The following is a 24,185-nucleotide window of genomic DNA, read 5'->3' as shown; positions in this document are numbered from 1 at the left end:
CGACCATTCGGCCACGACTCATTTTCCTAATCTATATGAAGTAGAACAAACTGTATTTAACGCAAATAACTTCACTGGGAGAACAACCTTCCAATCTCCCGGATTGCAGTTTTATTTACCAGACTTGCTTCCGATATTCACACTGCCTGTCAGACGAATATCATCCGATGCACTGCCGACATATACTTGAACTTTACCCTTAGGCATTACCCATTCATGTGATGCTTCATCCCAATAGGACAGTGCGCTGCGATCCAGTTGAATATTGACCCGCTGCTGCTTGCCTGCTTTGAGATCAACCTTCGCCCAACCAGCAAGTTGTTTCTTCGGAGTCTCGACTTTGGTTGGCAGATTGCCAACATAGACCTGTACAACTTCTGCACCGGAAACTTTACCTGTGTTACGCAGATTCAGGGATACTTCTACGGTTTCCTTATCACCTTTGCCAGTGTTTTTCACATGCAGATTACGATAATTAAAATCGGTATACGACAGCCCGTGTCCAAAGGCAAACGCCGGTGTCATGCCTTCTTTGTCATATCCTTTATACCCTACAAAGATACCCTCGGAATAGTTGCCCACCCCGTTAACACCCGGGAATTGTTCCGCAGTGGATACCGGGGTCTGGGAATCATCTGATGGGAACGTCACCGGCAACTTACCGGATGGATTCACATCACCGAACAGCACACGTGCCACTGCATTACCTTGTTCCTGACCTGCGTACCAAGCTTGAACGATGGATGGCACTTCTTTTTGCCAGGAGTCCATTTCAACAGCGCGACCACTCATTTGCACCACAATCGTTTTTGGATTGGCTGCTGCTACCTTGCGGATCAGCTGCTCCTGGTTATTCGGCAGCTCCAGGTCGGAACGGTCGACGTAACCTTCACTGTCATACGTACGAGTTACCACGACGGCAACATCTGATTTTTTTGCCAGATCAACTGCTTTTTGCATCTTGATATCCACAGCGTCTTCTGGAGCTTCCCAGCCAAAACGAACCTGTGCACCCATATCATGATTAGTCTGTACCGGGAAATCCGTACGATACTCAATTCGAATATTGTGAGACTCACCTTCTTTGAATGTGATTTCTTTCATCGTTGTACTCAATGTTTCACCTTGATTGTCTACGAGTAACTTATCATCCACATACAGTTTCGCAGAACCTAGACTGGTCAGGGACAGTTTATATTCACCCGTTTGAGGTGCTGTGATCGCCCCTGTCCAACGAGCAGACATTTTGGCATTGAATTTCGTAGGTGTCACTGGAAGCTTGGAAGACTGTGCGTTAAAACCTTCATAGTTGTAGAATCCAAGATTCATGTTGACCTGATGATCTGTACGGACCAGAGATGGGTTACCCTCCATATCTTTATTCGTCCAGTATTCAGCACGCAGACCGTATTCCGCACGATCTGTACCATAGTCTCTTTCGCTTTCCTTAGCATCCGCTGGCGATAAAAGAGTAGAAGGTACGGCGGATGGTCCATTAAATGCATCTCCTGCGGAGATAGGATCGGTTCCGGCAGCATATTTTACATCCACACCGTTACCAGCACGGTTACGAATGCCTTGCAGCGGACTTACAGTATACGTCGGATTAACCAGACTGCTGCCTCCACCAGCAGCCGATGCGTTATCTGCATCCGGTCCGATGACAGCGATCGATTTCACATTTTTCTTGGACAGCGGCAGCACATTATCGTTGTTTTGCAAAAGAACCATGCTCTCTTCTGCAATTTCACGTGCCTGTTTGCCGTCTTTCTTGGCATTGATTTGTGTATTTGTTACCGGGTTATCAAACAGCCCTTTATCGAACATTTGAAGCAAGATGCGTCTAACCTTCTCATCAATGGTTTGCTCGCTGACTTCGCCATTGTTCACGGCTTCCAGCAATTTGCCTCCCCATTTGCCATACGGCTCTCCCGGTGTCTCCAGATCCAGACCCGCATTGGCGGATTTGGCCGTGCTGAAGTTTGCACCGTAGTCACTCATGACAAACCCTTCGAAGCCAAACTGATTCTTAAGGACATCTGTCAGCATCTCTTTGTTCTCACAAGCATATGTACCGTTCACCTGGTTAAATGAACACATAGCCGAACCAAGATCTGCTTTTTCGACCATGGCCTGAAACGGACGCGCATAGACTTCCTGAATGGCACGTTCACTCGCTGTAGCATTGGTCGTGAAACGTTCCGTCTCCTGGTTGTTCAGGATATAGTGTTTCGCTGTAGCGATAACCGGATTACTTTGAATCCCATTCACATACGCTGCACCCATACCGGAAGCCAGTAGCGGATCTTCCCCGAGAGATTCGAAGTTCCGGGAACCCCATGGTGTACGTGCAATATCCAGTCCAGGGCCGAGCACTACATTATGTGTTGTATCATGTGCTTCCTGACCGATCAGATCACCATATTTCTTAGCCAGATGGGTATCCCAGGAAGCCGCAAGCGCGATAGGTGCAGGCAATGCCGTGGACTTTTTGTCCTGCACATCCGGGTTAGCCACACGTACCCCTGCAGGTCCATCTGCCATCTGTAATGCCGGAATGCCAAGGCGCTCCAATCCATCATTATAGAAACCATAATAGTTATTGACTTTACCGGTTACGAATCCAACCTTCTCCTCCAGCGTCATCTCCTTGAGCAGCAGCTCGGTGCGTTCCTCCGCAGACAAGGATTTGTTCATCCAAGGACGATTGGCCCCAGATTCCGCCTCCGCGGCGAAGGCGTGTAGCGGCATAGCCGCAACCGCCACGATGATTAATAACATAAACCATCGTTTGAGGAAAATCAGATTGAGTCTTCTGTTCATGTTGTAAGTTCTCCTTCTCTCTTGGTCATTTTTCTTGTGCACATATTGAATACATGTATACAAGGGAATGCAAACTGGCTTGATCCAGTCTTTCAAGCATTCAGGTCGTCCTGCACATGGCTTCCGAAACTGCAGCCTGCAAGTAAGTCAGCAGATTTCGCTTCCTAACGATAGCCGACATGATCATGAATTACATCCCCTTAAATTTGGTAAATGACCGATTACAACAAGCCTAGTTCTTTGGAATCACCATTTTAAAAATTCAGATAACAAGAAAAGAAAACGAATTATTTACATTTCCGTAACTACTTTAGAACAGATTCTTAACTTTTAAAAACAGTCGGTTCGACCCACTCCCGATAAACCAATTAATTCAATTAATTATCAGATTAAGGAATATGTCGAAACACCTTGGGTCCTAAGTCTATTTGAAAACGGAACCAATCCGGTCCATTGAAATATCCAAAAATATAAAAGCAACTGAAGTCCCTTTTAACAGGTTCTTCAGCTGCCTTTATAGTTTAATAGGGCGGTTTAAATCTAGTTCGTTCATTTCTAATTCTGTAACTGTGCAAGAATCTGCGGGTCCTTGATCTTTTTGTCATCGGCGAGCAACATCACCTTGGACAGAATCTCAGCTGTTCTCGGATCTTCATCGAGGAATGGCAGGAAGATTCGCCCACGATGCTGACTGTGCACCGGTACGATATGAAGTGCACCTGTGGCTTGTTTGAACACATTACCACTCCCCAGATGAACAGCATACTCACCCAATTCACCATCAATTCGTGCGTAATTCCCGTCCAGACGTACATTGTCGATCTTCAGCAGACGCAACGACTCGTTCACAATGACATGGCGCATCTCGATTGTTGTCAGACTGGCTTCCGGATCTACGCCTCCTACATGTGCAACGCTGACCACCAGATCGATATCACGCATGACTTCGGAGAAGAACGTCAGCGGCACATCTTGCAGCGCTACCGGTTTGTAGCTCTTGCGATCGTAGAACTGTACCGTCTCCAAGGTAGGTGCCTCGGTATCTGCTGGTGAGAACCAATCTGCCATGGCATAGAGATTCGCGATTAGATTGTGCTCGTAGCTTACCTTCTGCAAACCCTCTTCATAACTGACTGTCCATTGGCGTCCTTTAAGCAGCGCCACTGCTTTTTTCGGTTGAATCTGATAACCGGCATAGCGGCGGGACACCGTGCCATTAGCCAATTCGTCCTCATTAGGAAGATATAGCTCACGGAATACCTGCTTGAACGGCTGACGCTCCTGACGGGTGAACAGATCCCGCTGGAACTCACTCCAGCTTCCGCTCTGATACAGATGAAGCGGATGAGCAATCAACAGTTGATCCTGTTCCGATAGTGCCTGGATCGTACCCTCCGGCCCTGGAGCAACCAAACCATTGGATGATACATCGAATCGTCCCGTCTTGTCACCTGAATGGAATATAAGCGTTCTTACCAGCGGATGTATAACCGGATTTTGCATCAGGCTGGCAATTTCCTCACGTGTAAAGGATGTTCCAGCAGTCATCGAACGTTCCAGTTCCTGCCTTGCCCGTCGATACTGATCCACCAGATCCGATTTTAGCTCTTTCAGTTCAGCGATATATCCATCCTTTTTGAACCGGGCAGGTACAGACCTTAGTGTCTTCCCTTTGCTAACGATAACCATCTCGGGTTGGCCTTCCTCATCGATGACCAATTGTGCTGTCGTGTCAGCATCCAATGCATGAGGTTCAAAGAAAGATTTCATCTCATCCAACTTACGTGCTTCCATGTCCCACATCAGCCGCGTAACATCGGCATAACCTGCATTACGAGCAAGATTGCCCAGTGCAATCTGTGATGCCACACCTTCACTGGCGCGGCGTTGTGCCCCAAATTGCTTGCTCTGCATCAGGAACTTCTGGATGAAGTCGTATCGCTCACGCAGATCCTGTTCACGATTTACAGCGAATGGAATCAAACTGTAGGTTAACAAATGATCCTTGTTTCGCTTGTCTGACACGGACTCACGCATATCGTCCAGTCGAAGCTTACCCAGTGCAGCATCTGCGAACAATTGGGATCTGCGGTGGTTAGATCCCCCGGAAATGTACTTGGCACAATCATATAACAGATTGAATCGTTCCTCTCCGACATCAGCATAGGCTTCTTCAAACCAAGTGATATCAAACGCACCTTCGTTAAAGTCCTGTGGTGAGATTGGAGAATAGTGGGCCACGATGGTTTCTTTCTCCGCAGTAAAGCGTTCATTAATATGAGCATGGAAGTACCAGGCTGCACTGCGTAGACCTTCCCATCCCAGATGTTTCGCAACAATCTCCATCCACTGTGGTGCGTACATGGCTGCTTCCAGCAATTTTTTCTCATTCACCGGATACTTCTGGAGCAACTCTCCAAGACGCTTCTCATCTTCTCCATCCCGTGGATGACAATTCTGAATCAGATAGCTGAACGTCTCTTTACGTGTTGTGTTGTCCCCATAGCTATAGATATATCCACGAACAAATGTATCCTGATCCATCGCAGAGACCAGATGTACCCAGTGTTCCATGCCTTCAATTCGATTCAGCTTCATGGCAAGTGTACTTACTTCTGTGGATAGTTCACCCCGAGTAAGCTCGATCTCCAGAATCCGGTTAACGACTGTATCTCGTAAGTGAATCAGCTTTGGATCACTTGCGATCCCTTCTGTACGAGTGGATGTTATGTCTCTAATAAACAACAGACGATTCGCACCGACCAGCAGCTGACGATATATCTCCTGTTCACCAATCAGATTCAACTGGTACGCACGCAGGAAATCTTCAAGTGACAGTAAAGACAGCGGCTGATTACTCTCTACAAGACTGGTGAACTGGTAAGCCGTCTGGAAGAACCGTCTGAAGCTGTTATCGTCATGGATTTTGCCCCGAACCACATCATTCCAAGGTCCAGTCAGAATATGAAGCATGCCTGACTCTTTCTCGAGTTGATCAGCAGGCATACTCGCGATGATAGAAGCCCAGGTTCTCTCAGCTATCTCAAACGTGTCGATTGGATCGCTATCCAGAAATGCCGCCGATATCAGCGCCACTACCTGATCCTTATACGTTAACGAATCCAGCATCTGCTGCAGCTTTTCGATGTCATCCAGAGGATAGATCTGTTCGGCAAACGACTTGCGCCAGCCTTCCAATAACGGAATCTTCTGCAATTCGTCATAGTCATACTGCTCACGGAAATAACTGTAATGATCACTCAATTTACCATTTAACTCCCGGAGCTGTATTGTCATGTATAGCTGCATCAGTTCCACACTGCTGAACCCGGCATGTTGAATATAGTTCTCCCATACGTCATGAAGCGGAAACTGTTCCATCTGCTTCATTTCATTCCGCTCTCCATATGGAACCTTGGAGCGAAGACTCGCTCCGACTAACAATGTGTCTTTATAGCCAGCGTAGTACTCCACTTCATACTCATAATCCCTGTGTTCATGCACTAATTCACCAAGTCCCTCCAGAAATGGTCTGGTCTTATCCAGAGAGAGTGTAAAGATATCCTTCGGATTATGGCCCTTGAGGTCACGCTTCTCATCCAGCAATGGCTCACGTCGCTTCGGATCGAATAAACCAAATCCATTAGAGGCTGTGTAACGACTCCCCTGATCGGTCAGCTTATCCAGTAGTTTCTGTTCCTTGGCAGTGGGTGTCTCAATCAGCTGCGCCAATGGCTGCAATGCCTCCTGCTGATCTATCCGTTCTGGATCTGCCGCAATCTCGGTCAGTAGTTCGAGCGCGCCCAGACGCTGCAATTCACTCTTGGCTTGCAAAAGTCGCTTCAGTGAGACCGTCAATTGGTCCACGGGTTGCAGTAACAGTACATGGATGACCTTCTGACGAAGTGAGCCCGTCTTGAGCTTCATCAACGCCTCCATCTGTTTCATCTCTTCAACCGTCAACGTGAGCAGCTTCGCCTTGGCGAGTGCACTCTCCCGATTACTGATGCTTTTATCAGACAAACTCTCAAACACAAATTGTCTTTGCACCTCATTCTCGGGATGCTGAACAAACTGGGACAGCAGTTCTCCGCGTAGTTCCGGGCTTAATCGGTCCTTGATTGCAATAACTTCACCAATCCATTCCGGGTCCATATCATAGGCGGCCAGATATAACATTTTCTTGACTACATCATCCGTATCAATCCGGTAGTGAACATACTCAAGTACACCCGATGGTCCACCTGACCCGCCTTTGGGAATGGCAGACAGCATCTGTTTGAACCGATCAAAGTCCTGACGCCGCAAGGCCTTATCTCCCAGAGCAGGCAATGGCCACACGTAGACGCTACGCTGATTCTCTCCATTCTCAAAACTCCAGTTGTACATATACATCGCATCATAGTTGGTCACAATCCAATGCATCAACTCGGTATCCTCCGCCTCCAGATAACGACGTGCAATGTCCAAACGAAGCTCTCTGTTCTGGCTGTTAGCCAGTACGTATTGGGCAACAATCTTCTGATATAACTGACCTTGATCCATAATCTCGATTATCTTGCTCTTCAATTCATACTCTTCAATGACCGCTGTCGCCCACAGACTGATAAAGAGTTTGTTGGCGTTTGCTTCCTGCTGCCAGGCCTCGCGTACTTCTGGTTGCACAAGCGCCTGATATGCTTGTTCAATCAACTGTGCGGCAATACGCTGGTTGGCTGCTTCTATGCCGATCCCCGTCCATACGGCGAGTGCTCTTACCACGGAACTGAAACGAATCAGGTTGTTGTCGATAATGATTTTTAATATGTAAATATAGGCTTCCAGTGTCCCTTCATCCATCCGCTCCACAATGCTTTGGCGCAGCCCTTCCTGCAACCTTGCTGCAACGAGCAGCTCACCCACCATCTGATAGGCATCCGCCTGATCGCTCATGAATATGCCTTTGATCATTTCATGAGTTAATAACGCCGTCTGATTGTCACCATAGATAATATCATGCAGCGCCTGCTTCATATCTCCGCCCTGATGATCCAGTTCATAAGCGATACAATCTGCCAGGACCCAACGGATCTCATGCAGATAATCCAGCTTGTACTCACGAAGTGACACATATTCTTCCAGGGAGAAATTTTTCATTTCCATTCGGAACAATCCCATCAGTTTGCGAATGACCTGTTCTACATGCTCCTCTGGATCGGATGTGCGAAAAGGCCGGCGTTCATAGTTGTTACTGTAAGGGAAACGAGTCGCACGCTCTACAATATAACGGAATCGTGCAACCAATGACTCGCTCGCCAGATGCTGGAGCACATCCAACAGTGGCTCGAATAATGGTTTCTGCGTTTCTACAGCCAGCCTTCCAAGCAGCTTATCAGTATTCAAAAACATCTTTTCGTCTCCACGCAAATACGTAGACCCGGCGATCTCCACAACATAGCCTGCCAGCTCAAGCTGTACCCCTGTCAACGACTTGGCTCTTTCCTGCAATCCATCTATATACACCTGTACTTGCTCTTCCTGATTCATCCTGTTCTCCTCCTTCATCGCTCTCTACCAAAGACGTCCCGCAAGCATTGTAAAACGGATAAACACCACGTTATCTCCGTCTTTTACAACAAGTGACTCATCCAGTTCCTGCAATTCTTCATCGTTGAGAAACACTTTGTACAACCCATCCTCATAGGCGGTTATCGCTGTCTCCATCGCAACATTCAGATCTGGAACACCCTCATTGTATACTGCGCCAAACCCGACTTTCCCCGCCGCTCCCTGCACCTCAATCTCATCCGGCATCAGGTAGGCGAGCAATTCTGTCTGTTGTTTCTTGTCCTGAAGAGCTTTTACTTGCAGAGTCACCATGTTCTCAATGAGCTGCCTTAACGTATGAGTTGTTTCCGGAAGTTCGGCAGCTTGCTTGGCAAGTACCGGCTTGCGTTTGCCCAGACTTTTTACCGTTATCCATACGTTCACTGTCTTGCCCCCTCTGTCCTGCCCTATTTGAAGAAGCTTCCATAAGCCCCGATATCTATACCACAATGCGGAATAACCTAAACTCGAAGTGACGATCTGTCTCTAAATAAAATATAAAATACGTACATATGTACCCCTAATGAACATCATAACTAAAATTCAATCCATATTCATGAGCCAATCCTCATGTTTACGTGGAACCACGGAACTATGGCCTACTTGCGTACATATACGCAAAAAAAGCCGCACAGTCTCATATAAATATGGACTGCGCAGCCGCTAAACTAATATTAGAGTAGCTTATGACGCCTGAGAAGCTTTAATAAATTGAAACCTGTATGAATCATCTAACCAAGCGCAAAGGTCGAATGGTTACAGCTGCTGTCTTGAACCCAGGCATCCGGCAGAACGGATCTAGCTCTGGTCTGGTGGCCCGATTCACATTCTGAATGCCACCCCAATGCATCGGCACGAACAAGGTATCCTCCCGAATCGAATCTTTGATGCGCGAACGAACCGTAAAGCTTCCGTACGTCGATTGAATCTCTACCCACTCTCCATCGTGAATACGATAACGGGCAGCGGTAGCTGGGTGAAGTTCAACAAAGTTCTCCAATTCACGAGCTGCCAGTGCCGGACTTCGATGTGTCTGCACCCCTGTAAGATAATGAGGCAGCACACGCCCATTGGTGAGAATTAGGGGGAATTTCGGCGATACATCATTCCATCCCGGGCTGGATTCAAATGTGAATGCTGCTTTGCCGTCCGGGTGAGCGAATCGTTCACCGAACAGTAGTCCTTCTCCCTGATCCTCCAGGGCAGAACACGGCCAGTACACCCCTTTCTCGTTACGCAAACGCTCATAGGAAATGCCATAGTAATCAGCAACTCCGCCACGACTCGCCACCCGAAGCTCATTAAAGATATCCTCAGCAGTGTCATATTCAAAATAAGAAGCTTTACCCAATTGTGCGGCAATCCGGCATAATATATCCCAATCATCGAGCGTTTCTCCCGGCGCAGGCCGCCCCTGTTCACGGAGCAGAACCCGCCCCTCCAGATTGGTCAGTGTACCTTCATTCTCCATATAAGACGTAACCGGCAGAACCAGATCAGCCATTCGCGCTGTCTCTGACAGAAACATGTCTGCCACGATCAGAAAATCCAGCTTGCGCAGACCTTCTTCCACCAAACGCACATTGGGATTGGATACGACCGGGTTGGAGCCCATCACGAGCAACGCCCGAATCTCCTGATCATGGACCTTCTCCATCATCTCGTAGGCGGACACCCCTTTGCCTGGCAAACTTGCAGGGTCCACACCCCAGACGGTTGCCACATAGGCACGATCAGCTTCATTTTCAATAGATCGATAGCCCGGCAGCTGGTCAGCCTTCTGCCCATGCTCCCGTCCGCCTTGCCCGTTCCCCTGACCTGTGATTGCACCATATCCACAGCCTTCTCGGCCGATTTTGCCAGTCGCGAGCACCAGGTTCAGAAAGTGCCTGACGGCCATATGTCCATCTGTCTGCTGCTCCACACCACGTGCTGTCATGATCATGCCTGTCTCTGCCTCACCATAGGCCATCGCTGCCTGACGAATCAGCGCCAGATCAACCCCGCACGTTTGTGCCGCCAGTTCGAGTTGCAAATCAGCCAACCCTTGTATCAATTGGTCGTAACCGTGCGTTCGTTCGCCTATAAAATGAGGGTCTACCAATCCGGCATCCATAATCACCTTCAACATGGCATCCGCTAGCAGAGCATCCATGCCGGGTTTCACCTGCAAGTGAAGGTCAGCAATGGCTGCGGTTGCCGTCTTGCGTGGATCAATAACAATAATGAAGGCTCCGTTCTCCTTCGCCTGATTAAAGTATGGCAGAAGGGTAGGTTGGCATTCTGCAATATTGGTACCTGCAAGTACAATGCAGCCTGCCTTGGGAATATCGGACAGACGGAACGTCAATCCACGATCCATCCCGAAGACTTTACTGCCAGCTGAAGCCGCAGCTGACATGCAGAACCGTCCATTATAGTCGATATATTTTGTCCCCAATGCAACTCTGGCGAACTTGCCGAGCAGATAGGCTGTTTCATTTGTCAAAGATCCGCCTCCGTAGACTCCGACCGTATCTGCTCCGTATGAATCTTTCAAGTCCTGAAACCGCTCTGCGATGGTCTGAATGGCCTCCTCCCAGGAACAGGATTCAAGCTCGCCATTGCGACGAATGAGCGGATGCATTAATCGTTGACCACTGAGCGCATGTTGATGAGCATTCATACCCTTCACACACAACCTGCCCTGGGAGGCTTCATTCGGAACACCCTGAACCGTATACTCACCACGACGCTGGCCCGCAACAGGTGCAGCCAATTCTTCAACAGTCATCTTGCACTGCACACTGCAATACGGACACTGGGTTTCCTTTACATAGAGCTTGGAGGCTGTTGGTTCTGAACTCACGGATAATCCCATCTTTCCATCCCCGCCTTTCATCTATATATCAGCTTGAAGTGTTGCCGCCAGTTCCTTCTGTAACTGGTCATCCAGCAGCGTTTCCCGAATGGACATTAATCCCAATCGTTCCGTCCATGCCCATAACGGCTCATCATACCAAGCGGTTTGGCGATACCATTGAAGGCAGGCTGATGCGAGTGCTGCCGCTTGTACCTCTGTTTCAGCCACCCCGAGCAAGCCACCTTGTTTGACCGGATGCTCTGCATGACCGCCTGCATAGATCTCCCACCCAGCTGGTGAAGCCAGCAGGCCGATATCCTGCACCAGTGCGCTCACCAACGAACCAGGCCCTGGTGCAACGCCCATATTCACCGGCGACGGCATCGCAGCGCCGATCCAACGTGTACGAAGTTGTGTAGCCAATCCCCTGGCATCCCTCGCATAGGATGACAACGGGATCTGATCATCCCAGCGCACCTGAATCTCTAAGTGACCTTCGACCTCATCGTCCCTTGAAAATTCAGCCTGATATCCATTCCGTTCTTTTATCCGATATTCCGTATTCATGATCTCTCTGTCATTGATCTTTCGATTGGATACCTTTAAGTAATAATGAATTACGGGGCGACATACCGAGCAACCATGTTCCGAACCCCAACCCAGCTTCTGCAAGATCAATGATATGTCTGGTAGCCCTACCTCCATAACAACGATGTCATCCAGCATTTCCTTTAGTTCTGCATGCCCAAGCTCCGTACAACTGCAGACTGGCAATGAAGCAGGTTTATCCGGTGTAGCCACTGTGCCACCGCCGCTTTTTTTCAGGTTATGCGTATGTTTCAACAGAGCAGCCACCATCGGGCGACAGCCACCGCATGAACCAGAAGCCTTCGTCTGTTCCTTCACCTGATCTGCCGTCTCGAGATCCTGTTCTTGAATAGCCTTCATAATGGCAGCCTTGGTCACATTGTTGCATGCACATACGGTCTCCTGAGCCGGTAATGCCGCAGCAGCCATCTCAGCAGGGTCCGGGGCGCCTTCACGCGGAGCCAATTCCGCCACATCTGCACCTCGTTGCACAAGTCCAAGCAATGCCGTTCCTTCGGTTGTATCTCCAAATAAAATGGCTCCACGCACTTTGCCAGCCTGCATCAGCACTTTTTTATATGTGCCTTGAATGCCATCCAGATGTTGAATTGCGGTCTGCATGCCTTCACCACTAATCTCGCCAGCCGAGAAAACATCAACTCCTGATACCTTCAGTTGTGAATAAGGAATTGAACCCTTATATTCAGAAGTTTCCTGGCCACAGAGCGTACGTGCGAGCACTTTTCCTTGCTCATATAAGGGGGCCACCAGCCCATAACTGATTCCCCGATGTTCGGCGCATTCTCCAACAGCGTAGATATCCGGTATACTGGTGCGCATATAATCATCCACCATGATTGCCCGATTCGTAGCGATTCCGCTTCGTCTGGCCAGGTCCACATTCGGCCGAATTCCAACAGCGACAATGACAACCTGAGCTTCAAGCTTGGAACCATCTGTGAATAGCAGCCCCTGGGCCTGTGATCGCCCGGTAATTTTCTGCGTATTTTTGGCCAAAAGAAAGGACATGCCCTGTCTTTCAAGTTCCTGTTGAAGCATCGCTGCAGCCTTCTGATCCAATTGCCGGTTCATAATGTAATGTGCGTTATGGACCACCACAGCTTCCATACCCAGATGCAACAACCCTCGCGCCGCCTCCAGCCCAAGCAATCCACCACCAATAACGGCGGCCTTGCGATATACTTTGGAATAATCAGACATGCGCGTACAATCATCAATCGTTCGAAAGGACATGACCCGCTCTTTATCCATTCCCGGAATCGGTGGGATAAACGGTGAAGACCCTGTCGCCAGAATCAGGACATCATAGGTTTCTTTTAGTCCGGATTCCGTCTCGATATATTTTCCACGGGTATCAATGCGGTGTACCGTTTCACCTGTACATAGCCGGATATGATGCTCGGCATACCAAGTCCAATCATTGATAATGATATCCTGTAACGAATGCTCACCCTGCAACACTTTCGATAACATGATCCGATTGTAGTTGGGACGGGGTTCATTGCCGTAGATTACAATCTCATACGTATCAGGCTCCAGTGCGATAATCTCTTCGACACACTTCACTCCAGCCATGCCATTCCCGATAATCACCAGTTTGCTTCTGCTCATGGGCTGCCCCCCTATCTCTCTCACTCCTGAAAATAAACAGAAAAATCCCTTCTCCATGATTCGGAAAAGGGCACCGTTGCCTCCGGAATCCACACGCCTTTGTGTGAATTCATATTAGATTCAGATTAAGGGAATCTCAACCTAATGTCAACTAAATTAACATTAAAAATGCCGATGATGATTAAAAAATGAATTATTTAAAGTTTCATGTAATTTTTGTTGACATATATATTTTCTCATGATTATAATTTGAATCAAAATCACAGTGCTGTGATCAACTCAGATGCGGGAACACAATGACGTGTACCGCCTGTCGGCAACGGGGCCGCAAATCGTTCAGATCTGGACGAATTGCGGCCTTTTTCTGCCTTAACAAGCACATAGACAAATTACGAAGATCTCAATTGGATGAGGAGCGATGATGGATGATGGAGAGCAAAAGTTTTTGGAAAAGCGGGCATAAGCCCACCCTATTCGGAGCGTTTATGTATTTTGACATCAGTTTTATGATATGGGGAATGTTGGGTCCACTCGCAGTTGTCATAGCATTGGACTATCCGATGACTCCGCTGGAAAAGGCCAATCTGGTCGCATTGCCTATCCTTGGTGGCTCCATCCTGCGGCTTGTGCTTGGCTTCATGTCTGATTATATAGGTCCGAAATTGACCGCACAGATTGGAATGCTCGTCACGCTGGTTCCTTTATTACTCGGCTGGTTATGGGTTGACTCCTTAAGCCAACTATACGTGGTAGCACTCTTGCTTGGTGTTGCAGGTGCCTCCTTTGCCGCTGCGCTACCTCTGGCGGGTCAATGGTATGGCAAAGAGCATCAGGGTCTGGCCATGGGTATTGCCGGGGCGGGTAACAGTGGAACCGTACTCGCGACATTGTTTGCCAATCGATTGGCTACACATTTTGGCAGCTGGGAAGTCGTGTTCGGACTTGCTATTATACCAATCGCTATTGTATTTATTCTCTTTTCTCTTTTTGCCAAGAATAGCCCTAACCGACCTGAACCCAAAAAATTGTCCCAATACGGAAGTCTGCTTAAACAAAAAGATGCCTGGGTATTCTGTGCCTTCTATTGTGTAACCTTTGGCGGCTTCGTTGGATTATGTAACTATCTCACCATCTTCTTCAATACCCAGTACGGGCTCTCTCCTGTTCGTGCCGCTGACATTACCACGTTCTGTGTGATCGCAGGTAGTTTCTTCCGGCCTGTCGGGGGTTATCTGGCGGACAAAATTGGCGGAACACGTATGCTGACTTTCCTGTACACAGGAGCCTGTATCATGCTAATTGGCGTATCCTTCATGCCACCTCTGCCTGTAGTGGTAGTCATGCTGTTCCTCGGTATGATGTGTCTGGGAGCCGGAAATGGCTCCGTGTTTCAACTGGTTCCGCAACGGTTCGGCAATGAGATTGGTCTGATGACAGGTATTGTAGGTGCCGCTGGCGGATTGGGCGGATATGCACTGCCGCTGATTCTTGGTCAACTGTACAGCAGCTATCAATCCTATACACCAGGTTTTGTCATTCTTAGCCTGATTGCGGCAGCTTCCCTCTTCCTTGTTCTCTTCATGCAATCCCGCTGGCGTGTAAGCTGGCTGAGCCGAAGCAACAAAGGCATGGCGGAATCGACGTCCCTCTCTTCGTAAGGCGTACAACCACACTGCCGTTAACCAATGGTACGGTGTATGTGGATGATCCCGAAGTCGAAGTAAGCAAAGAACAGCACAGCCCGATGGGGCTGCGCTGTTCTTTCTGCTTAAAGCTGCTTTTTTGCTTAAGATGAATACTTTTGAAGAACAATAACGGCATTATGGCCCCCGAATCCAAAGGAATTAGACATCCCAATCCGCAGCTCTGCTTTTCTTGCCTCGTTTGGTACATAATCCAAATCACATTCGGGGTCCCTCTGCTCCTGATTGATAGTTGGAGGAATGATACCATGCCGCAGGGTTTGAATAAGCGAGATCGCTTCCGCCCCGCCTGCTGCACCAAGCATATGTCCCGTCATGGACTTATTCGCTGTGACCGGAATATCATAGGCACCTGTCCCGAAAAGTTGTTTGATCGCTCTCGTCTCGGACAGGTCACCTGCCTCCGTACTGGTGGCATGAGCGTTAATCACATCAATGTCCTCAGGTCCAATCTGAGCCTCTCTCAGTGATGCTTTCATCGCCAGATATGCACCCCGTCCTTCCGGGTGGGTAGCTACCATATGATACGCATCTGAACTGGCACCATATCCAATCACTTCGGCAAGAATATTCGCCCCTCTTGCCAGTGCATGAGATAGTGACTCAACGATCAGAATTCCGGCGCCCTCCGCCATGACAAAACCGTCTCTCCCCGCATCAAATGGACGGCTTGCTGTTTGGAACGCTTCATTTCGTGTAGACAACGCTGTCGCATTACCGAAGCTTGCCAGTGACACTTCGGTTACAGCCGCTTCTGTCCCGCCAGCAATAATGACATCGGCTCCGCCATGACGAATTAACCGGAAAGCCTCTCCAATGGCTGTATTGCCAATGGAACAAGCGGTTACTGGCGACAATGTCGGTCCCCAGCAACCAAACCTCATGCTGACCATAGCTGCCGCCATATTGGATATCATCATGGGTACCAGTGTTGGGCTGACTCGCGCAGGTCCCCGATCGGACAGGACCTTGCCTTGTTCCATCAATGTTTGGATGCCGCCTATGCCTGAACCAATATATACACCTACCCGTTCACGGTCCAGTTCGTCCATCACAAGGCCTGATTGTGATACAGCCTGATCCGCAGCAGCAACAGCAAATTGAACGAATCGATCCATGCGCCTTGCTTCCTTGCGTCCAAAACGCTCTTCACCATCAAAATCACGGACCATGCCAGCGATTCTGGTTTTGTAAGAGGCTGTATCAAAATGCTCTATAGGAGATATACCTGATCTACCCTCAATCAATCCGTTCCAGAATGTATCTACATTATTTCCCAAAGGAGAGATAACTCCCATTCCCGTAATCACGACTCGTTCCATGTCCATTCCATCCTCCTTCAATGCTGTTGTCTACCTTACGCTTACGCTCTGCTACTAATAGTGCACTTTCGAATATCCTATTACAAGTTGTCAATTATAATAGTATAATGACTACCATGATAACGAGGATTGAAGGTGATGGATTGAACTACGATGTCAGGTTACAGGCATTGTCCACTTTTCTGAAAACACAGCGTTCCAAAATTTCTCCCGAATCGGTCGGTTTACCCACTGGAAGTCGGAGAAGAACGCCTGGGCTGAGGAGAGAAGAGGTTTCCCAACTGGCAGGAGTGAGTACAACATGGTATACCTGGCTTGAGCAAGGTCGGGATATTCAGGTATCCCATTCCGTGTTGGATAACATTGCTTCAGCACTAAGACTTACTGCAGATGAACGAAAATATCTGTTTTCGCTCGCTATGGACCATCACTCGGAGCTGCCCACGCCGGAAGAAGAACCGGTTCAACTTCACCCTTCCTTGCAGAAAATTTTGCAGGAACTTCATCACTGCCCTACCGTGATCTCGGATCGACGTTGTTACATCGTCGGCTGGAATGACGCAGCCCGCCATGTTTTTATGGACTTTGAACAGATTGCCCCCGAACAGCGGAATATGATCAGTCTGTTATTTGATCGCAAGGAATTTCGCAGGCTTGCGGTGAACTGGGAGGACTTTGTTAGCGGATTTCTGGCGATTTTCCGTGCCTATTATGGTCAGTATGTCGATGATGAGTGGTATAATTTATTTCTGGATGACATGATGAACAGACATCCTGATTTCCATACCCTTTGGAAACAAAGCAGCGTCAGCAGTGCTCCGGATGTCTTAATCGAATTCAGACATTCCAAAGCAGGCAAAATGTTGTTTGATCTGACTTCGTTGCAGGTTCAAGGCAGCTCCGATCTGCGTTGCAGTGTCTACACGCCGGCACCAGAGACCGCTACCGAGCGTAAACTGATGCGCCTGATCGAGCGTGAAGCAGATTCACATGTTGGCAAGCATTGACTCAGAATCTCTCAGGTCTTGCCCAATCATGTTAGAATTCTGACATCCTTTTGTTGCATATTTTAAATATCAGGGTATACATGATCAAGTATATTAAGCTAACCCATGGATCCTAGACCTTCTACACGAAGTCGATTCAGAAAGGAATATCATGACCAAAGTGCTTATCATTGAGGACGATAACATGTTAGGAGATACATTATCCCTGTATTTGCAAGGTGAGGGGTATGATGTTATCCGTGTCGCTAACGCAAGAGATGGTCTTCTACAACTTCAAGCGCGGCCTGATATCCTGCTTCTTGACCTGTTGCTCCCTGATTCGGAAGGCAACAATCCCTGTTCTCTCATGCGTCAGCATACAGCAATTCCCATCATCGTCATCTCTTCGTTAACCGAAGTCTCGGAGCGAATTCGATCATTAATAGATGGAGCTGATGATTATGTATGCAAGCCTTTCAGCATGCAGGAAGTGAAAGCACGTATTGAGGCTGTATTACGTCGTTACTCCATATTGAATAGCTCCATTGTCACTGTACAGGATTGCGGAATTTCTCTCGATTTGGCTCGGCGAGCCGTCCTGTTGAATAACCAGCGAGTGGAGATGACATTCTCCGAATTTGAGATCATGAAGCTATTTGTCCTCAATCCCGGCAAAGTCTACAGTCGTTATGCCTTGATTGAAGCCATTCGTGGTATTGATGCTTATATTAATGATCGCACCATCGATGTACACATTACCAAGCTTCGTAAAAAAATTGAAGAAAACCCGAAAAACCCCCAATATATTCAAACCATCTGGGGGGTCGGATATAAGTTCACACCTTAACACATCAGCTTCATTCATGTTACCAGGGTAGAGACCCAGTAATGATATCAATCTCTTTTTGTACCTTCTCCAAAACCGAACTCAGTTCCTCTTCTTCGAATAACGAACGGGACAAAAGCGATTCCAGTTGAAGAACCAGACGTAACAGATCCACTGCATGCAGATTGGCAGCTACGCCTCGGAGAGAATGAACGCTGCGGATCGCACCAGCAATCTGCTGCTGGCGAAGCTGAGCGGTCAGTTTGTTCTGAAACGAGTCATACTCCATCCTGAATTTCGTGAGCGCATATTGCAGAATATGTGGCTTGCCGTCCATTTGCCTGATCGCCTTATCTACATCAATTCCGCTAATCTTCCGCATACCTCTCAGATCAATCCATGTTGCCAATATGTCTGCCATCTGTTGTTCATGGATGGGTTTGGTCAGGATGACATTCATCCCAGCCTCCATACATCTCTCATGATCTATTTGTAGGGCATTTGCTGTTAGTGCGATTATGGGTGTACGATCATACTCCCTCATCTTGCGAATATGTCGCGTTGCTTCCACTCCATTCATGTCAGGCATGTACAGATCCATTAGAATCAATTCCCATACTTGTTCGTCTAACTTTCTCAGAACCTCTGTGCCACTGGCTGCCAGCGTCACTTGGAACCCCTTATGTTGCAGCATCGCCCGAATCGCCAGTTGATTAATCTCATGATCCTCAGCTATCAGGATATGTCCTTTCTGATCAAGCGAATAGGGATCGTCTCCTTCAGCCAACTGACTTTTGGCCAGCGGACCTTCGCCCTGAAGTGCAAGAATGACTTCGAATAATCCCAGACGTGTAATCGGTTTGACCATCATGATATCAGGGTGCACGGATCTCTTCTCAATCCACAGCGCATTTTCGCTAAATGCCCGTGTGTACCCCAACACCTGAATTTTCGTTCGATCCAAACGCTTCATAAAGTTGTCCCATAACGAACCATTGACTGTGTCCTCTATATCCATATCCAACATGATCAACATCGAACTTGTCCCTTCGGCTTCAGGAGTATACCCATAACTCTCCATCATATGGTTTAAGGAAGTATACAGCGTCGGATTCATCCCGAATGAATAGAGCAGCTGCTTCAGGTTTTCGCCCATCCGTTCATCATCTTCAATGATAACCACATCATTCGCACCATATAGGAGAGGGTGTGTCTGCAGGGAGAAACTCTCTTCTTCTTCCGAATCCGCAAGTTCAAATATCAAGTCGAATGAAAATAGACTGTACTCTCCAAGCACGCTGTCCACCCGCAAGTCTCCTCCCAATGAGCTTACCAGCAGGTAACAGATGACCAGCCCAAGTCCTGAGCCACCATATGTTCGATAAGTGGAAGGCTCCGCTTGCGTAAACGGGACAAAAATATGCTCCAGTTGTTCAGATGAAATTCCAATCCCCGTGTCTTCGATCTCAAAACGAACCTGAACTCGCTCCGCCTCCAATGAAATTACCTCTGCCTGCAAGATAACATATCCATGTTCTGTGAATTTAATCGCGTTACTGAGCAGATTTAATAACACCTGCTCAAGTCGAAAAGGATCACCAATTACCGTTAATGGCAGATCAGGGTCGGTCTTAAAGATGACTTCGATCTCCTTGTACCCGAGGGCCACACCGATCTGATCTGCCACACGCTTGAACACATCCTCTGGTGCAAAAGGTACTTTCTCCAAAATCAGTTTACCTGCCTCCATTTTCGAGAAATCAAGAATATCATTCACCAGAGTAAGCAGGGTTTGTGAGGACGCATTGATTTTACTCAAATAATCTAATTGTTGTGAGGTTAGATCTGTCCGTTGCAGCAACAACGAAAAGCTGATAATTCCGCTCAGTGGGGTACGAATCTCATGACTCATGAATGCAAGTAACTCACTCTTTGCCTGACTGGCTTTGTCAGCCTTGACACGTCGGTACTGATCCGAAATGTCATGAATAACTGCCTTGATTTTCTCGCACGAGTTAGGGGCCTTTACGGGGTAAAGGTGAACCCGAACATGCTGTTCTTTTCCTTTCCCAACAATGAGACTCAATTCCGTATCCTGAGGTACATTGTGGTGTAAAACTTTTTGAAAAGATAACACCCAGTTCGCCGACTGCTCAATGAATATCAATTCTTCAAGCTCTCGGCCCATGACTTCATGCCTATCGAGATCAAGAACATCCAGAAATTTCTGATTAACTGACACCACACATCTGTTGCCATCCAAACCGACAAACCAGTCTGTCGACACTCGTTCAAGTGTCCGGTAACGCTCCTCACTCTCTTGAATCCTTCGTTTAACTGCCCTGTGTTCTGTAATATCAAGTCCATACCCTATGACATACTTCACCATGCCTTCTTCTCGCAGCGGACGAAGCTTCACCAGTGAATAGTAACCTCCATGCTCAATCTCGTAAAAGAAAGACTCCCCTTTCCATGCCCGGTCGAACTGCTTCCGCAGGAACTCTATCTTCTCCTGAGGTAAAATGTTCAACGTACCTAACGTGTAATCTTGCTTCAAACTACTCATATCTAGTCCCAGTTGAGAGAGCATCTGCCCTTCAAGCAGAAGATATTCGAACTTCCCATTCTGTTTATGGATTTTGAACGTGAATCCGGGCTGCATACGAAGCATTTCGAGCATCTCCTGATCCCTTTGAATGACCAGGTACCTGTATCGATGATTTTGATTCAGATAGTACAGAAATAGGGAAACCGCCGAGAGGCAAATACACTGAAACAGCAAAATTATCACCATAATTGAAAGGGAAGGAGAATATGTCTTCACAACAATCGACTCATAAACAGTAATTAGCAGCAATGCTCCCAATGTCCATTTGAGTATAAATCCCCTAATATACTTAAAACTCAAACCTATTGCGAAAACAAATATCAGCTCTAACAATGCATACTGCCAGTTCTCAAACAAGGGGTTAATACCCATGTTAATCCTGAAAATCCACATACCTGCAAAAGTAGCAAATACGGAAATAAATCCACCAAAATAAGCGGCTAGCAGATAAACAATGGCTCTAAAATTCAACAGGGTCCCATCACTTAACACAATGGAGAAATAATATAACGCTGTACCCAACATGCTCAGTGCAATGCCGATAATCATTCGAGTCGTAATGGAAGATGTACGCGTGGTACTTGTTTGGTTCAGATAGTGATGAATCAGGAAAAGAAAGCTCAAAATCAGCGTAAAATTCAGTACAAGATCGCGTAGCAAATGGTCACCATCCAAATTACGAATTCAGGAATTCATGCACTCAATGAATATTGCCGGATTCACGGCCGCAGTTCCCCAGTATTCAAATCATAGTATGCCAAGCTCCCTTATTCAATCGACGATATTGACCATTTTTTAGAAAATTACTGATCCTTTCAGCTAACATACTCTTATCGCTAGATGACGTTTTTTCTCATGAAAGTTCATCATTAAATATACTGATATAAAAGAGAGAGTCATCCAAATGTACCGATGTTATGGTGACCTGAGCTTCCCATACTTCCTGATCAACCTTCATTAATTTGGCTACGCCGGACCAGGTCTGATTTCCTCTCCAGTGGGTATCCATTAGCAATCGGGCAGGCTGACCTATGGTGCTCTCCCGTGAGAATCCTGTTTTGGTTACATAAACGGAATTCACATCCAGAATCACACCCTCCTCATCTGTAATCATGACCGCATCCGTTAGCAGTAAGAAGGCTTTGAGTTCCAGTTGCATGGTTGTCCACTCCCTCTAATGAAACATGATGTGATGCTGTCCCTGTGTGATACCCTCTTCTACGATCCCTTTTTAATACTTAAACTGTCTAATCAGGCGCTGCAGCTCTTCAGCCATTGTAGACAAGCCCCGAGCCGAGGAAGAAATCTGCTCCATCGCTGCCAATTGCTCCTCTGAGGAAGCAGCCACTTCTTCGGAGGCCGCGGCGTTGCCTGAAGCAATACCTGCCAGTTCATTGGACACAGCAGATACTTCCTGTACACCTGCTGTGATCTCTTGCGACGTGGCAGCAATCTCTTCAATCTGAGGTGTCGTTTCCCGCATGCTATCCAGAATGCGTTCAAACTTCCGAATGGCCTCTGTTGAGATTTCCATACCCTCTCCAACCTCTGTGGTCACTATCTCCATCATGCGAACGGAAGCAGCCATATCTTCCTGTACCGCTGTGGTTAGCACGGTAATTTCATTGACGGATTGCCCTGATTGCTCTGCCAACTTGCGTACCTCCGCTGCTACAACGGCGAATCCATTCCCATGCGTACCTGCACGAGCTGCTTCAATGGATGCATTCAGCGCGAGCAGATTGGTCTGCTTGGCTATATTTCCGATTAACTCCGTGATCGCTGAAATTTGGTGTGATCGTTCATATAACGCCTGAATCAATTGGTTTGTCTGTTCTACCGTCTCTTGAATCGAGTGCATCTGACTCACCGTCTGCTTGACGGTGTTGCCGCCTTCTTCCGCTTGTACCGTTGTATGTTTCGCCAAATCAGCAACTTGTATGGAACGTTCGGCGATTCGTGTTATCCCAATTGTTATTTCATTCATGGCCTGATGGTTGTGGTCAATACCTTCGGTCTGTTTCTCCGCACCACTCGCAATTTCCTGAATGGCTCGCGCGACCTGCTCACTGGCCGCACTGGTTGATTCCGCACTCTGAGTCATCTCATCCGACGAGATGACAACCTGGCTTGTACTGTTTTCCACATTTTGGATCAGCACACGCAGATTGTGCTGCATTTTGCCAAAGGCATCACTCAGATCACCAATCTCATCATGGCTTGTGCTAGTAATCGTTTGGGTTAGATCCCCTTCACTCACCTGGATCGCCTGATCCTTCAACTGACGAATGGGTCTAATGATGGATCGCATCACAAGCCAGATAATCACAATACCAACAACGAGGCAGGAGACAATAACAATAATCATTCGTTTTAGAATTGGTGCTGCCGCATCGTCTACCTCAGAAGAGAACATGGTGCCAGCGACCTTCCATCCCGTGGATGCATTCGTTGCGTAATACATCACTTTATCCGTTTGATCAACGGTATAGTTGAAGTTGCCCGATTCATTCGCATACACCGGTTTCCAAAAATCCTCTGTTGCATCTGTTCCGGGTTCTACCGTGGGATGGTAGATATACTTTTCGCTGGCATCCAATAGAATCAGATATCCCTGTTCTCCCACGTTAATTCCACTAACCAAGGTACTGATATTCGACAGATTCAGATCCAGCTGGACTACACCAGATTGGCCATTCAATGCCTTGGCGATGGTGATGGTGATTTCGTTTGTCTCGGCAGAAATATAAGGGTCTGTAACAATGACCTGCTCTGGAGTACTCATCGCTTCTGTGTACCATGGTCTTGTTCGCGGATCGTAATCTTCAGGCATTTCCGCATCGGAGGACATCAGGTAGACACCGGCTTCTGTTCCCACTCCTATGGTGATGATGTCTTTGTTCTGTGCAGCGTACCCCTTCAATTCGTTCACAACCCGAACCTCTGCATCTTCTTGACGTAATTCCTCTGCGAGTGTATTCGCATAATATTCAATGTGGTCGCGCTTGGCATTAATCGAAAGATCAATGGTCGCACTGGCAAGGTTCACATTTTCCATTGCACTATGTAGAATTTGCTTCTCAACTTCATTCTTCGCACTGTTATAAGACAAGACTCCAATACTGAACGATGGAATGGCCAAGAAAGCAATAAAGGACACCACCAGTTTCGTTTTAAAGTTATTAAGGATCTTGTTGAACCAATTCGAATTGCTATTTTTGGGGGACAAATTTCTCTACCTCTTCCAGATTAATTTAGTTTTACTTGAT

At 47.5% G+C, this 24,185-nt stretch carries 12 protein-coding genes; 3 read left to right on the top strand and 9 right to left on the bottom strand.

Annotation, left to right across the window (positions count from 1 at the left end):
- Positions 1-111 precede the first annotated feature (111 nt).
- The 5 genes from MKY92_RS04480 to nirB all read right to left on the bottom strand — a co-directional run bounded on the left by MKY92_RS04480 (position 112) and on the right by nirB (position 13,471).
- Positions 112-2,823: a glycoside hydrolase family 3 C-terminal domain-containing protein gene (locus tag MKY92_RS04480; protein ID WP_339299354.1), complete on the bottom strand. Its 2,712-nt coding sequence runs from the start codon at positions 2,821-2,823 to the stop codon at positions 112-114.
- Positions 2,824-3,378: 555 nt separating this feature from the next.
- The gene (locus MKY92_RS04475; protein WP_339299352.1) at positions 3,379-8,349 is read right to left on the bottom strand and encodes a DUF4132 domain-containing protein; all 4,971 of its coding nucleotides are present in this window, start codon (positions 8,347-8,349) and stop codon (positions 3,379-3,381) included.
- A 24-nt stretch (positions 8,350-8,373) separates the two neighbouring features.
- Positions 8,374-8,793, bottom strand: coding sequence for a hypothetical protein (locus tag MKY92_RS04470; RefSeq protein WP_339299350.1), 420 nt, complete (start codon positions 8,791-8,793; stop codon positions 8,374-8,376).
- 343 nt (positions 8,794-9,136) lie between these two features.
- Positions 9,137-11,269 (bottom strand): molybdopterin oxidoreductase family protein, encoded by a 2,133-nt coding sequence (locus MKY92_RS04465; RefSeq protein WP_339301681.1) that lies wholly within the window; start codon positions 11,267-11,269, stop codon positions 9,137-9,139.
- A 21-nt stretch (positions 11,270-11,290) separates the two neighbouring features.
- Complete coding sequence (nirB, locus tag MKY92_RS04460) at positions 11,291-13,471, bottom strand: nitrite reductase large subunit NirB (protein ID WP_339299349.1); 2,181 nt, start codon at positions 13,469-13,471, stop codon at positions 11,291-11,293.
- A gap of 428 nt (positions 13,472-13,899) precedes the next feature.
- On the opposite strand from nirB, the gene MKY92_RS04455 reads away from it, so the two are divergent.
- Complete coding sequence (locus MKY92_RS04455; protein ID WP_339301680.1) at positions 13,900-15,129, top strand: nitrate/nitrite transporter; 1,230 nt, start codon at positions 13,900-13,902, stop codon at positions 15,127-15,129.
- A gap of 128 nt (positions 15,130-15,257) precedes the next feature.
- Here MKY92_RS04455 and fabF read toward each other — a convergent pair whose 3' ends face one another.
- Positions 15,258-16,496 carry a beta-ketoacyl-ACP synthase II gene (gene fabF / locus MKY92_RS04450; RefSeq protein WP_339301679.1) on the bottom strand — a complete coding sequence of 413 codons (1,239 nt, stop codon included), beginning with the start codon at positions 16,494-16,496 and terminating at the stop codon, positions 15,258-15,260.
- Positions 16,497-16,639: 143 nt separating this feature from the next.
- Between fabF and MKY92_RS04445 the strand changes: the two genes are divergently transcribed.
- Positions 16,640-17,503 carry a helix-turn-helix transcriptional regulator gene (locus MKY92_RS04445; protein WP_339301677.1) on the top strand — a complete coding sequence of 288 codons (864 nt, stop codon included), beginning with the start codon at positions 16,640-16,642 and terminating at the stop codon, positions 17,501-17,503.
- Between the two features lie 151 nt (positions 17,504-17,654).
- The gene (locus tag MKY92_RS04440; RefSeq protein ID WP_339299348.1) at positions 17,655-18,329 is read left to right on the top strand and encodes a response regulator transcription factor; all 675 of its coding nucleotides are present in this window, start codon (positions 17,655-17,657) and stop codon (positions 18,327-18,329) included.
- Positions 18,330-18,348: 19 nt separating this feature from the next.
- Here MKY92_RS04440 and MKY92_RS04435 read toward each other — a convergent pair whose 3' ends face one another.
- From MKY92_RS04435 to MKY92_RS04425, 3 genes are all read right to left on the bottom strand, one after another.
- Positions 18,349-21,576 (bottom strand): response regulator, encoded by a 3,228-nt coding sequence (locus MKY92_RS04435; RefSeq protein ID WP_339299347.1) that lies wholly within the window; start codon positions 21,574-21,576, stop codon positions 18,349-18,351.
- Positions 21,577-21,769: 193 nt separating this feature from the next.
- A complete protein-coding gene (locus MKY92_RS04430) occupies positions 21,770-22,075 on the bottom strand; it encodes a PAS domain-containing protein (RefSeq protein WP_338707819.1) in 306 nt (101 codons plus the stop codon).
- A 72-nt stretch (positions 22,076-22,147) separates the two neighbouring features.
- On the bottom strand, positions 22,148-24,145 hold the full coding sequence (locus MKY92_RS04425) for a methyl-accepting chemotaxis protein (protein ID WP_339299346.1): 1,998 nt from the start codon (positions 24,143-24,145) through the stop codon (positions 22,148-22,150).
- Between the last annotated feature and the right edge of the window lie 40 nt (positions 24,146-24,185).

Source organism: Paenibacillus sp. FSL R5-0623 (assembly GCF_037974265.1).
In the GTDB taxonomy this organism is placed as follows: domain Bacteria; phylum Bacillota; class Bacilli; order Paenibacillales; family Paenibacillaceae; genus Paenibacillus.
The sequence above is the reverse complement of the archived record's forward strand: the minus strand, read 5'-3'. Positions and strand labels throughout refer to the sequence as shown.